The following is a 12,839-nucleotide window of genomic DNA, read 5'->3' as shown; positions in this document are numbered from 1 at the left end:
GTGAGTAATTTCAAATACTACCGACGGAATTTGAAATTACACTATGTAGAATTTGAAATTCTGTTGGTGGTATTTGAAGTAAGGGTAAAAATAAAAAAGGTGACTCCCTTGAAGAGTCACCTTTTTCTAAAAAAACAAATTATGCACCAAATTTTGGAGCTAGACCACTTAAACTACTAAATCCAACTGAAAGAATAAAGAAAATAACAATTAAAATCGTTGCTTGTTTTTTACTTAATCCAGCCGTAATATGTAATCCTAATCCCATTACAACTAATGCCCAAATATTGAAAACTTCGAATGATGAAGCAGCACCATGAGCAACTGTACCTGGCTCAAATAAAGTTGCTAAACTTGTATAAGAAGTTTCAATATCTCCACCAATAATCATTCTAATGATAAAGTTCACAATTGCACCTAAAATTGAAATCGTATATGTGTAGACATAAATAGATAATAATTTCATGTATGAAGTATCATTACTCATAAACATCATAATCACTTTATAAATAGCTGCCGCAATAAAGAACCAAATCGCAGTACCAAATAGCCCACCAACAATACCTGCTCCTATTCCGAAGTAACCAACAACTTTAGCCGCTTCGGCGTCAGGCACCTCACCCATTACACCAGGATGATTTACTACTTGATACATGCCAATCCCTGCAATTGCAGCTGTTAATATAATGAAAAGGAAAAATGCCCCCCATACTGGACTTTTCGTCTTCATTCTCTCAAACTGCTCACCTGGAGAAGTAATCATTCCTAATAACGATGGCTTCTTCGTACCTACATCTTGCGTATTAATATTCGCTTCCATTAAAACGCCTCCTTTTATTTATATAACCCGTTCTAACGGGCGGTTCACTTCCTCCACGCAAGAGGCTACGAACCGCCCACTAGAACGGTAATGTGTAGTTCTACTACACTATTAATTACTCATAACGCAATGCTTCAATTGGATCTAATTTTGCAGCTTTATTTGCTGGAATTAATCCGAAAATAATACCGAGTGTCATCGAGAATAGTACGCCTCCAACGACAACTTCCCATGAAACGAGTGGTGGCCATTTTGCGAATGTAGAAACGATATATGCCCCGCCATACCCAAGACCAATTCCAATTAAACCACCTAGAAGTGTTAACATAACGGCTTCAATTAAAAACTGTAATAAAATTTTACTACGCGTTGCTCCAAGTGCTTTACGTACACCAATTTCACGCGTACGCTCCGTTACAGATACAAGCATTATGTTCATAACACCAATACCACCAACGACTAATGAAATACCAGCGATACCACCGATGATCATCGTCATAATGTTAGTAACTTTAGAAACATTTTCTTGGAATTCTTTTAAATTAACCAGTTCATATTTACCCGGAATTTCACTTGGCTTACGACTATTTAATACATCAACAGCTTGTTTCCCTGCTGCTTCTAAATCGTCTACATTTTTAGCTTGAATTGCGATACTTTGAATTTCATCTGTTCCGTATAAAACAGGCCATAACGTAAGAGGGATTAACGCTTCTTCCATTTCAAATCCCATAAATTCATTATCAGATGTATACACACCGACAATTTGCATCGGTTGTCCTTTCATCTCAATAATTTGTCCGACTGGATTTACGCCCTTAAATAACGTCTCTTCTGTTTTTGTACTAATCATCACGACGTTATTTGCATGAGAAATATCTGATTCATTTAAAGTCCGTCCCTTTACGACCTTTACTTTATTAACCGCAAAATATTCATTATCAAGACCAATAACATTCAAATTTGCTTTTTTATCATTTACATCAAGCACCTCTGAATTCTGGTTTGTCGTAATAACATGTGAAACATCTTTCACTTGTTTTACTTCCAAAATATCCTCTTCCGTTAACTTCGGCATTTCAAATCCACCTATAGCAAACTCATCATTAATATCTGGTTTAAATTGAATTGGCATAAGGTTATTACCACCAGAACCTGCGAATTTCGACTTCAGCATCGCTTCTCCGCCTTGCCCAATTGCAACGACAGTAATAATTGAACCTACCCCGATAATAATACCGAGCATCGTAAGAGCTGAACGCAGTTTATGAGCTAAAATAGAAGATAGGGCAATTTTTATACTATCTAGTAAACTCATACCGCACACCTTCTATCTTCTGTAACTTTCCCGTCTCGCAGTACAATGCGGCGGGAAGAATACGCTGCTACTTCTTCTTCATGCGTAACCATAACAATCGTCGTACCTTCTGCATTAAGCTTCGTGAAAATATCCATAACTTGCTCACCAGACTTCGTATCAAGTGCACCAGTCGGCTCATCGGCCATAATGAACGTTGGGTTATTCGCAATCGCTCTTGCAATCGCTACACGCTGTTTCTGTCCCCCTGATAACTCATTTGGTAAATGATGCACGCGGTCTGCTAATCCAACTTTACCTAGTGCCTCTAGAGCACGCTTGCGGCGCTCTGCTTTCTTCACGCCACCATATACGAGCGGAAGTTCAACATTTTCCACTGCGGAAAGACGAGGCAGTAAATTAAAGTGCTGGAATACAAAGCCAATATATTCATTACGAATTAAAGCAAGCTTTGACTCGTCTGCTGTTAAGATATTCACGTCATTCAGCATATATTCACCTTCTGTTGGACGATCTAAACAACCGATGATATTCATAAGCGTTGACTTACCAGAACCAGACGGTCCCATAATCGAAACGAACTCACCGCTCTGAATCATTAAACTAATACCATGCAAAATCGGCACCGCCAATTTTCCTTGATAATACGTTTTAGCAATATTATTTAACGTAATCATTTCTCTTTCACTTCCATTCCGTCATACACATCGTCGGAAGGATTTTTAACCACCTTTTGCCCCACTGTTACGCCTTCTACAACCTCTGTCCAGTCTCCATCAGTAGAACCTTTTTTCACATTTTGTTTACGAAGCTTCCCTTTATCCTCAACATAAACAAATGCATCCTCGCCTTTTTCTACAATGCTCTTACTTGGAACAGCAATCATCGTCTTATTCTCTAAGTTTACTTGCAGAGAAACGTGATAACCTGGAGATAAACCATCTTGACTATCAAGACTTGCTTTATATGTATACTGAGACATATTTTGAGTTGCTTCACCTACACCACCAGCTTGCGCCATCTCTGCGCTCGTTGGGAATTCACTTACCTCTGTAACCTTACCTGTCCACTTCTTCTTGCTATTCGCTTTCGCCGTTACAGTGAATGTTTGATCCTTTTGAATTTGTGACTTCTGAAGCTCAGTTAACGTCCCTTGAACTTGGAACGGATCTTTAGAAGCTACTTGTAAAAACGCTTTTCCTTGACCACCTAACGCTTGAGATGAACTTTGCGCCGCATCTTTATCTAACTTTTGAACAACACCAGCGAAATTACTATAAATCGTAAGCTCTTTCTGCTTTTTACTTAACTCTTCTTTCTGCAACTTCCCTTTTTCTTTCTCAAGATCCGTTGTCTTTTGAGCAATCTCTAACTCACTTACTTGCTCGTCCATCGGATCCGTTACTTCTTTCCCAGCTCCGCTATCTTTCGCCTTCTTAATCTCTTTCTTTAACGAATCAATCTTCTTTTTCCCTTGATCATAACGCATATCCGCCATCTTCTGATCAAGTTCAGCTTGCTTCATTTGAAGATTAATCTCTTCATTATCATAAGAGAATAACTTCGTGCCTTTCTCTACCTCTTGCCCTTCTTTTACCTCAATATCTTTCACTTTCCCTTTGGCAGGATCTGCATAAAAGCTTTCAATATTACCAGGCTTCACCTGACCAGAAATTAACTTCGTATTATTCAGCTTACGCTCTGTTACTTTCTCAAAACTTACAGCATCAGCATTTGTTGATGCACCCTTCTTCTTCCCTTGCATAACAAAAATATTAACTGCTGCTACAATAACAATTAGTGCAATAACCCCAATAATAATCCATTTCTTCTTCTTGTTTGGAGTACGAACCGTATTTGGTAACATAGTCTCTCTCCCTTTATAAATTAATAGTTTAATAAATACCATAATTGTATAAAACTTTCTGAAAACAAATTGTATATTATTACAATCTTTTTACAAAGTTTTACACATTCATTTATATTGTAACAAAAATTCCAATGATTAGAAATATGACATTATGTCTTTTAAGATAGATTTAAGGAAAGGAAAAAGAGCAATTTTAATTGAATGGAAGCCATTCTTTATTAACATACTTCTTACCAAAATGAATCATTAAAATCATTTTCCTAATTGCACCATCGCCATTTTGTCATATATATTTGACATTTCATCTATTCAATTATAAAATGTCATATATATATGACATTTAGGTACACAAGGTCTACAACCATCAATGGGAGGGTTATATTTGAATAACGTTAAACAATATCGAAAATCTGAAGGGCTATCACAGCTAGAATTAGCTAAAAAAGTTAACGTGGCAAGACAGACAATAAACTTAATTGAAAACAATAAATATAATCCCTCTTTAGCCTTATGTATCGAATTAGCAAAAGCACTAAAAACAGATTTAAACAGTCTATTTTGGGAGGGAGATTAAATGATGAAAATTGAATGGAAAGAAAGAGTTTATAATAGTTTTGTTGGAACACTAAGTGAGAGAGATGAATACCAAAAACAAGAAATCAATAAAGAGTTATCTGTAGCTGGAATTGGTTTGTGGTGGTTAAATATGTTGGTAATGCTTATTATGTTACTTGTTGATACTATGAATCACACAATATCTATAGGGACAATATTCGTTTTTCTATCTAATATGATTTACGCTAATTACTTAGCCTTTAAATTCAAGAAAAAAGGTTTAAGTGATACTGAATGTGCAACAAAAGAAGAATATTTACAACACAAGAAAAAATTAAGAAAAGCTGGCTTAAAAGCAGGTGTGCTTTGGGGCTTTCAAATGTTTGTTTTTATGAATTATATCCTTCCCTATGTAGGTTCAGAAGAAATCTCTATTTCTTTATTTGATGTTGTGCTTTGGGGTTGCGCTGGCGGATTTTTCGGTCTAACTATGTACGTAATTGGTTTATTAAATCTAAAAAAATTATATTAATTAACAAAAATCATTTATAGATTAAACTGCAATTTTACATACTGTTTGTTTTTTCTAATATAAAAGCTATCCAATCACGCACAATTGGATAGCCTTTTCAAATAAAATATTATGCTACCTTAGAAGCTTTTCTCTCATGTCCCATTTGAACAATCAGTAAGAATATCGTTGCTAATATGCCGCCTGCTAACAGTAACATGAAGCAACCATCCCAGCCAGAACGATCAACAATAATACCAATTGCTGCGTTTGCTACGAAACTACCTCCAACATAACCGAACAGACCACACATACCAACTGTTGTACCTACTGCAAATTTCGGTACTAATTCCATTGCACTTAAACCGATTAAGAACTGTGGTACATAAATTAAACAACCAATTACAGAAACTGCAATACTTACAACAAGTATACTAGTTGCTTGCCAATATACAATTGTACCAACAACAACTCCAGCCATACTAATAACACATAATGGCATACGTTTTCCTTTGAATAATTTATCACTTAAAAAACCGACAATTAAAGAACTTGGAATCGCTGCTGCTTCAAATATTGAATATGCTGCATGTGCTTCTGTTTTCGTAAAACCTTTAACTGTGGTTAAGTAAATCGGTACCCAGTTAATAACACCGAAACGAATTAAATAAACAAATGCATTTGCAATACATAAGAACCAAACAAATTTATTTTTCACTACATATTTCATTAAAATTTCTTTTGGAGACATCTTGTTAGCATTATCTGCTTTTTCAAGATTTTCATAGTCATTACGATACTCATCAATTGGCGGAAGACCTTCAGATTCTGGCGTATCTTTCGCATTAATCCAAACAAGAACTGCAATTACCATTGCGATAATCGCTGGGAAAATAAATACGCCACCTTGCCAATGACTTTCACCGAAGATACCTACACCAATTCCAATGAATGGTGGAACAAGTAATCCACCGACGTTATGTGAAATATTCCAAAGACCTGTTTTCGTCCCACGTTCTTTCTTTGAAAACCATTTCGTCATAACAATACTACAAGGTGGTGCTCCCATACCTTGTACAATACCGTTTAGAACAAGTAATGTTAAAATCATCCCAAAGGAAGATGCATAACCGAAACAAATATTAACAAGCCCAGATAAAAATAAACCTACTGCAATAAATCGTTGAGCAAATGCCTTATCCGATAAATTACCCATAAAGAATTTACTAAGTCCGTAAACAACAGCCATTACTGCACCTAATAATCCGATTTGTGTAGTGCTAAATCCGAACTCATCTACTAAATACGTAGTAGATAAATTAAAGTTACTACGAACTAAATAATAAGCAGCATATCCAACTGAAATCCCGATTAACACACGAATACGTAGTAATCGATATACACGGTCGATCATATCCGCTGGCAATCTCTCAATTGCAGGTGCTGGCTTGAGCCATTTAAACATATATTTCCGTCTCCTTTTCTCACTTCAGAGAGAGACGCTGTCTATTCCATATCTCGATTATTCCGCTATTTGATATATTTTGATTCGTCCTTCTAACCGGCTGTCCTTCTATTTCCTTCTCATTCTTTGCAAACATCGTCGGTACGCCAAACGACACTTTTTCTAAAATGTGACCTGATTCTTCTGATAAACAATAATCAATAAATAAATCCGCAATAATACCACTCGGTGCACGTTTTAGTTTCGAAATCGCATTAACAGATAACCCTGTTTGCTCAGGTTCGTTACTTAAAATAGGAAAGCCTTGTTTTTGAAGCATTCTCTGATCTCCCATAAAGTTGATGCCTATCATATATTCACCGCTCGCAACAAGTTCTGCTGGCATATAACCGTTCACTGTTACTTCCCCAACTTGTCCTGCAAGATTCTTTACATATTCCTTCGCTTCCTCTTCACCTAACGTCTCAATAAGTGATTGAAAAAACGTATATGCTGTACCTGAAACATTTGGATCGGGCATGACAATCTTTCCCTTATATACTGGATTCAATAAATCTTTCCACCTTAATGGATACGAGAGACCGAGCGGCGCTATTTCCTCGCTCCACCGCTCTTTATTAATCGCAATTGCCAGCTTCTCCACTTCATAACCGTACCAGTAGCCGTCTTTATCTTTAACAGTCTTTGAAATACGATTCGCATGTTGGCTTATCACAGGAATAGAAAGATTTTTTTGCTTCATCATTTGATGCGCATCTACTGTACCGCCAATAATAATATCCGCCTTCGGATTTCCAGCTTCTTCTTCCACTCTCCGAAGAAGTTCTTCTGTTGAAAGACGAATAAATTCATACGTACATCCGCGCGGTTTACAAAATGATGAAAGTAACGCTTCACCAACTTCCTCACGAGCCGCTACATACGCAACGATATGACGATCATCCAAAATAGGGAGACCATTTTTACTATATTTAATAGAGGTTGTATCTCGAGAGCAACTAGACATCGCTCCTCCAATTACTAGCAAAAAGAAGAAAAAGGCTATCTTTCTCATGACGCATTCTCCTTTACGAATAACTCTGCTAGAGAGCTTTTCATATACATGACATTCCCGTTATTATCACCGAGATATTGCACAACAAAGTACGATGGATACACAGAAATCGTAAGAATATCTTCACGATTATTCTTTACACGCTTACCTGTTTTATAAGCTGTAATATAAGCAATCGGTTCATTCTGCGATTGTAATAACTTCTGAATTTCTCCGTAATCTGTAATTTGCTTTGCGTATCGAATAGAATCAAGTATGTGCGTAAGATTGATAGTACGTACCACATCACCTTGACGTACTACGACATCCTTTGCTGAAGCAAAGAAATCACTAATACGCTCTGGCGTGTAATACAGGCTTAATAAATACGTTTGAAGTGCTGAAATCATCGGATCCATGCCATTCTTTCCGTATACATTTTCCCCATACTGGAACAAGTCACCTACTGCAAAAGTACGCTTATGTCCATTCAAGTACGTTACTTCTCCAGTAAATACTTGTTCTTGGCTCTTAACGTCCCCTGGCTCTATTCGAATTCGGTCAAAGAATGAAACAATCGTATGCAAACGAACTTCATCCGTTACAACAATTTCTCCCCACTTTTCATGTCTTACTTTCAATTCAATTGGAAGAGATTCATTCACCCTTTGTAAAACGGCTTGTTTGTCATTTACAATAGTGATTCGATTATATATTTGCTTCTCCATAACATAAAACAAAACAAGAGAAACAATCATACAACTGATAAACATAAGAATTTGAAATGATAGCCTTTTCATTTCTGCCTACCTCCAAGATAAAAAAACGTTGTTTCGAAAATACCGCATAATTGTTTCATAAATGTATCATTTAACCGCTTTCAAGTTTTTTATATCTTCCATCCTTCTCGGAAGCAAAAATGTAATGAATATTGTCGTACCTATTTCTTCACTACTCTCAATCCGCATACTTCCGCCCTGCTTATTCATAATCTCCTGACAAATATACAAACCATAACCATTCCCGTAGCTAGAAGGAAGTGCCTTTCCTTTCGGAGACTCACTCCACTCTGCAAGTACCCCTTCATCTATACCGATACCATCATCATGAACAAAAACCTTCGCCTCATACTCATTCACAATTACATTCATACGAATGTGCGAAGCATCACTATACTTAATTGCATTATCAAGTACATTTAAGAAAATTTGCTTCGTCTTATCGAAATCCGCAACAACATGCACATCCGTTAACTCATTTATCACTTCAATTTCAAATTGATTTAGGCGAGGTTTCACAATTGAAACGGCTTCTTCTGCCAATTCCTTTATGTTCACAACTGTAGGAGACACTTCAAACGTACTCTTCCCATATTTCGAAGACTTAAGCAACTCTTCTACAAGTGATAATAAACGCTCACTTTCCACCGTCACATAACGAAGACTTTCCTGTACATCTTCTTTCGATTGTAACTTCGGAATTAAATCAACATACCCGATAATCGCCGTTAGCGGTGTTTTTAGCTCATGCGTAATGCGATCTAAGAAATCTTTCTGCTTCTCTTTCTCCTCCTGCAATTGCTTAATATGCAGTTCAATTCCATCAGCCATCGCGTTAAAAGATGCTGAAAGCTGAGCAATTTCCACGTACTCATTTAACTCAATCTTACTCTTATAATCACCATTCGCGAGCCGCTGTGCCATTTGTCTCAACTGATCAATTGGTTTATGAAGAGACTTCGCCAAACGAATCGCAAAGAAAATACCCGCAGCTACTAAACAAAGAGATGTCATTAAGAACGTCCAGCTCACATTTGTTAAAACTTCCTTCTCACCCGTTAACTCATTTATAAAACGAATACTTCCAATGACATCGTTTCCATAATAAACTGGGCTTGAAAACAAAAGAATAGGAGCGGGATCCCCCTCCTCGAAAACATAAGACTTCTTTCCCTTCAAGGAACTCTCAATGTCGATATTACGGTGAAGCAATGCCCCTTTTTGTGTATCTGCAACAACATCGCCATTCTTCCCAATCATCTGCACACGGACATCCATACGCTTCGCTAAATACGACGCAATTAAAAGTGAATTAGGATCAAGCGTATCCACTTCTGCTTCCTTCTCTAAATAATTCATCGTATAAATTTGTGCTTCTACACTTAACTTTTCTAAAGAATCTGCTGCGTTATGATACATATTCTTCTCTAACGTAATATAAACAACTGCATATAAAAGAACAAAAATCGGAATCAACAGCCCAACTATTCCAAACACCATATTTCGCTTTAAAGACATACCATCACCACTTAACAATCCAGTTTATAGCCAACGCCATAAATTGTCTTAATATATTCTCCGCTCGTACCAAGCTTCTTTCGAAGTCTCTGCACCATAATATCAACTGCTCTCGTATTTCCGATATACTCAAACCCCCATACTTTCTCAAGCAACTCATCCCTCATAAACACACGCTGTGGATTTGAAACAAACAACTGACATAAATTAAACTCTCGGTACGTTAACTGAATCTCTTGTCCACTCACATGTACCTTTCTTTCCTTAGGACAAATCACTATCTCTCCAGCCTCAATTACCTCATGACTTACAGCAGCCTCCGTCTTCTTTACACGCCGCGCCATATTCTTAACCCGAAGAATAAGCTCCGCATAATTAAACGGCTTCGTCACATAATCATCAGCACCAAGCTGCAAGCCAAGCAACTTATCATTCATCTGACTCTTTGCCGTTAACATAAGCACCGGAATATCCCTATCCCTCTCACGGAACAAACGAAGCAACTCATACCCATCTGTATCCGGAAGCATAACATCCAAAATCAATACATCCGGCCCTTCATTCCATCGCTCTAAAGCTTCTCTCCCATCAGCCGCTGCTAATACTTCATAACCTTCCATCTCCAACTGCATCCGAATCAAATTACGAATACTCGATTCATCATCAACCACAAGTATTTTCATCATTCTCCTCCTTCCATCCTGTATTATAGTACAGTTTAGTATAGCAAAAATCCTATAAAAAAAGAGAGGGTATTGTCGAACATATTTTGTCGACGATACCCTCTTCTCTTTTATTATTTAGCTACAAAATAATCCGTTACATATTGTGCCCAAACTTCATGACCTTTAGCAGTTGGGAAACCAAACTCTTCTTTTAAGTATGGTAGGATAGCCTTTGTTGTTGCATCCGGCCATGCTCCCCAATGATCAATATATGTATAATTATTTTGCGTCGCAAATTGTTTTAATGCTTCAATCGCTTTCGGATAATTTTTCGCACCATACACTGGATTTGATGGTTGAATCATAATCGTAGCGCCCTTTGCACTAGTAGAAAGTGCTTGAACGAACTTCTGTGTATTTACTACAGAGTTTCCATTACCAGTTTTACCGTTATCAGTAATAAATGGTGGTTCAAATAAAATCACATCTGGATTTTCTTTCGCAATCTCTTTATCACGTTTATTCGTAATTAACTCTTCTGTGCTTTCACCCTTATATTCCTTTACAGTCACATTCCATAAACCTTTACCGTAAGCAGTTTCTAAATTAGCCGTTAACTTAGCTGCCCAAGCACCGTTTTCAGATGAAGAAGCTTCATCACCAACAATAACAAGATTTACTGCCTTTTTATCCTCAGCAGCTTTCTTTAACTTCTCTTTCACTGCATCTGGCAAGTTCTTCGCGTATGCTTCATTAAAAGATGACTTCGCATCTTGTTTTTTCTCTTCCTTTTTCTCTTCTTTCTTTGCCCCGCTATCTTTCACTTCAGCCTTTGTTTTCGTTACTTCACTCGTTTGCCCTGTTGCATTCGCAATCTTCTTATTCCAGTACAATTTACCGCTCACAATCGAAGCGACAAACAATACAAAAATAACAAGAACAAGTACCGCTTTCTTATTCATCGATTCACCTCATCTATTAATCTCACAATATATAATACTAATATAAATTCATGCAAAAATAAACCCAACTCCTTCCAAGGGAGTTGGGTTAATACATATTATTTAGTCACTTCAAGATGCGCTCTTAACTTATTCGTTAAATCTTGTTTTGCTGCCTCTGGAACATAGTAGTACCAAATACCATCAGCTGCTATGTGACCGTCACCTGAGATTTGGATATCTTCACTATTCTGCAGACAATCTTTATAATTCTTTTGCATATCAAACATTTGATCCTGCGTTAAGTTTGTTTTCACGTTCTTTTGAATTGCTGTTAATACATCACCATAGCTTGATAAAGAAGAGAAGCTTGCACCCTTCTTAATAACAGCCTGCATTACTTGGCGTTGACGCATTTGACGACCGAAGTCACCTCGTGGATCTTCTTTACGCATACGTGTGAATGCTAGGGCTTGGTCACCTGTTAAATGAATATTCCCTTTAGTAAAATGATGCTTATCTTGCGTAAATTCTAAATCATTATTTACATCTACACCACCGACTGCATCTACGATATCTTTAAATCCTTCCATGTTCACTTCAATATAATAATTAATAGGAACATTTAAGAACTTTTCTACAGTTGCGACAGACATATCTACGCCACCGAATGCATACGCATGATTGATTTTATCACTTTTACCTTTTCCAACAATTTCTGTATATGTATCACGAGGGATACTTACTGTTTTCATTGAATTATTTTTAGGGTTTAATGTAATGACCATTAAAGAATCTGAACGTCCTTTATCTCCACCACGCTCATCTGCACCTAATAGTAAAATTGAAACCGGTTCAGATTTATTGATTTTTTCTTCTTGTTTATTACCTTGATCGCGTTTTAATGGTTTATGAACTTCATCTAATGTTTTTGAAACAGAAGAATATATATTATAAGCGTAAACTCCTCCACCTATAATTAGTACTCCTATGATTCCTAATATCCAAAATAGGATTTTCTTTTTCATGCTTTTAACCTTCTTTCTTCAGGTACCGCTATCAAATTATTATAACTACAAAATATAAAATATATTATACATGTAATTCTATTTTTAAGCCAAATTATATTGATAACTCAATGGAAGGTTTAGCAACCTATAACCAATTCTCTAGTTACTAACTTTTTGATAACCAGTCTTATTTTCAGACTGCCATCTCCAAGAATCTGTACACATCTCTTCTAACCCTCGTGTTGCCTCCCAGCCTAATTCACGCTTTGCTTTCGATGCATCAGCAAAACATACTGCCACATCACCTGGGCGACGCTCTGTGATCTTATAAGGGACTTTCTTGCCCGAAACTTT

14 protein-coding genes are annotated in these 12,839 nt (G+C 36.8%); 2 read left to right on the top strand and 12 right to left on the bottom strand.

The window, feature by feature from the left end; genetic code table 11:
* Window positions 1–139 precede the first annotated feature (139 nt).
* The 4 genes from COK05_RS08290 to COK05_RS08275 all read right to left on the bottom strand — a co-directional run bounded on the left by COK05_RS08290 (window position 140) and on the right by COK05_RS08275 (window position 4,005).
* Complete coding sequence (locus COK05_RS08290; RefSeq protein ID WP_098612206.1) at window positions 140–820, bottom strand: Yip1 family protein; 681 nt, start codon at window positions 818–820, stop codon at window positions 140–142.
* A gap of 115 nt (window positions 821–935) precedes the next feature.
* Window positions 936–2,138 (bottom strand): ABC transporter permease, encoded by a 1,203-nt coding sequence (locus tag COK05_RS08285; RefSeq protein WP_000054363.1) that lies wholly within the window; start codon window positions 2,136–2,138, stop codon window positions 936–938.
* Window positions 2,135–2,815, bottom strand: coding sequence for an ABC transporter ATP-binding protein (locus tag COK05_RS08280; protein WP_078186853.1), 681 nt, complete (start codon window positions 2,813–2,815; stop codon window positions 2,135–2,137). The genes COK05_RS08285 and COK05_RS08280 overlap by 4 nt, the downstream gene beginning before the upstream one ends.
* Complete coding sequence (locus COK05_RS08275; protein ID WP_098612205.1) at window positions 2,812–4,005, bottom strand: efflux RND transporter periplasmic adaptor subunit; 1,194 nt, start codon at window positions 4,003–4,005, stop codon at window positions 2,812–2,814. The genes COK05_RS08280 and COK05_RS08275 overlap by 4 nt, the downstream gene beginning before the upstream one ends.
* Window positions 4,006–4,390: 385 nt before the next feature.
* Between COK05_RS08275 and COK05_RS08270 the strand changes: the two genes are divergently transcribed.
* Window positions 4,391–4,582: a helix-turn-helix transcriptional regulator gene (locus tag COK05_RS08270; RefSeq protein ID WP_001067016.1), complete on the top strand. Its 192-nt coding sequence runs from the start codon at window positions 4,391–4,393 to the stop codon at window positions 4,580–4,582.
* The gene (locus tag COK05_RS08265; protein WP_098612204.1) at window positions 4,583–5,095 is read left to right on the top strand and encodes a DUF3278 domain-containing protein; all 513 of its coding nucleotides are present in this window, start codon (window positions 4,583–4,585) and stop codon (window positions 5,093–5,095) included.
* A gap of 109 nt (window positions 5,096–5,204) precedes the next feature.
* Here COK05_RS08265 and COK05_RS08260 read toward each other — a convergent pair whose 3' ends face one another.
* The 8 genes from COK05_RS08260 to COK05_RS08225 all read right to left on the bottom strand — a co-directional run.
* On the bottom strand, window positions 5,205–6,539 hold the full coding sequence (locus tag COK05_RS08260; protein ID WP_000477584.1) for an MFS transporter: 1,335 nt from the start codon (window positions 6,537–6,539) through the stop codon (window positions 5,205–5,207).
* 19 nt (window positions 6,540–6,558) lie between these two features.
* Entirely contained in the window at window positions 6,559–7,593 is a 1,035-nt protein-coding gene (locus COK05_RS08255) for an ABC transporter substrate-binding protein (protein ID WP_098612203.1), read from the bottom strand.
* Entirely contained in the window at window positions 7,590–8,372 is a 783-nt protein-coding gene (locus COK05_RS08250) for a DUF3919 family protein (protein ID WP_098612202.1), read from the bottom strand. Before COK05_RS08250 ends, COK05_RS08255 begins: the two co-directional genes overlap by 4 nt.
* A 66-nt stretch (window positions 8,373–8,438) precedes the next feature.
* Entirely contained in the window at window positions 8,439–9,869 is a 1,431-nt protein-coding gene (locus COK05_RS08245; protein WP_098612201.1) for a sensor histidine kinase, read from the bottom strand.
* 11 nt (window positions 9,870–9,880) lie between these two features.
* Window positions 9,881–10,552, bottom strand: coding sequence for a response regulator transcription factor (locus COK05_RS08240; RefSeq protein WP_000699553.1), 672 nt, complete (start codon window positions 10,550–10,552; stop codon window positions 9,881–9,883).
* Window positions 10,553–10,665: 113 nt separating this feature from the next.
* Window positions 10,666–11,496 (bottom strand): SGNH/GDSL hydrolase family protein, encoded by an 831-nt coding sequence (locus COK05_RS08235; RefSeq protein ID WP_098612200.1) that lies wholly within the window; start codon window positions 11,494–11,496, stop codon window positions 10,666–10,668.
* 98 nt (window positions 11,497–11,594) lie between these two features.
* Window positions 11,595–12,503 (bottom strand): polyisoprenyl-teichoic acid--peptidoglycan teichoic acid transferase TagU, encoded by a 909-nt coding sequence (gene tagU / locus COK05_RS08230; protein WP_098612199.1) that lies wholly within the window; start codon window positions 12,501–12,503, stop codon window positions 11,595–11,597.
* A 141-nt stretch (window positions 12,504–12,644) separates the two neighbouring features.
* The coding region (locus tag COK05_RS08225; RefSeq protein ID WP_176539421.1) for a GDP-mannose 4,6-dehydratase at window positions 12,645–12,839 on the bottom strand (195 nt) is incomplete at its 5' end.

It is taken from the genome of Bacillus cereus (assembly GCF_002567495.1).
In the GTDB taxonomy this organism is placed as follows: Bacteria; Bacillota; Bacilli; order Bacillales; family Bacillaceae_G; genus Bacillus_A; species Bacillus_A cereus_AQ.
Note: the sequence above shows the minus strand (reverse complement) of the source record. Positions and strands in the feature narration are given on the sequence as shown.

What these genes read in the sequence shown, in the direction of transcription:
- COK05_RS08275 (WP_098612205.1), bottom strand. Translation starts at nt 4,005, where the DNA reads ATGTTACCAAATACGGTTCGTACTCCAAACAAGAAGAAGAAATGGATT.
- COK05_RS08245 (WP_098612201.1), bottom strand. Translation starts at nt 9,869, where the DNA reads ATGTCTTTAAAGCGAAATATGGTGTTTGGAATAGTTGGGCTGTTGATT.
- COK05_RS08290 (WP_098612206.1), bottom strand. Translation starts at nt 820, where the DNA reads ATGGAAGCGAATATTAATACGCAAGATGTAGGTACGAAGAAGCCATCG.
- COK05_RS08280 (WP_078186853.1), bottom strand. Translation starts at nt 2,815, where the DNA reads ATGATTACGTTAAATAATATTGCTAAAACGTATTATCAAGGAAAATTG.
- COK05_RS08260 (WP_000477584.1), bottom strand. Translation starts at nt 6,539, where the DNA reads ATGTTTAAATGGCTCAAGCCAGCACCTGCAATTGAGAGATTGCCAGCG.
- COK05_RS08255 (WP_098612203.1), bottom strand. Translation starts at nt 7,593, where the DNA reads ATGAGAAAGATAGCCTTTTTCTTCTTTTTGCTAGTAATTGGAGGAGCG.
- COK05_RS08265 (WP_098612204.1), top strand. Translation starts at nt 4,583, where the DNA reads ATGATGAAAATTGAATGGAAAGAAAGAGTTTATAATAGTTTTGTTGGA.
- COK05_RS08240 (WP_000699553.1), bottom strand. Translation starts at nt 10,552, where the DNA reads ATGAAAATACTTGTGGTTGATGATGAATCGAGTATTCGTAATTTGATT.
- COK05_RS08250 (WP_098612202.1), bottom strand. Translation starts at nt 8,372, where the DNA reads ATGAAAAGGCTATCATTTCAAATTCTTATGTTTATCAGTTGTATGATT.
- COK05_RS08235 (WP_098612200.1), bottom strand. Translation starts at nt 11,496, where the DNA reads ATGAATAAGAAAGCGGTACTTGTTCTTGTTATTTTTGTATTGTTTGTC.
- COK05_RS08285 (WP_000054363.1), bottom strand. Translation starts at nt 2,138, where the DNA reads ATGAGTTTACTAGATAGTATAAAAATTGCCCTATCTTCTATTTTAGCT.
- tagU (WP_098612199.1), bottom strand. Translation starts at nt 12,503, where the DNA reads ATGAAAAAGAAAATCCTATTTTGGATATTAGGAATCATAGGAGTACTA.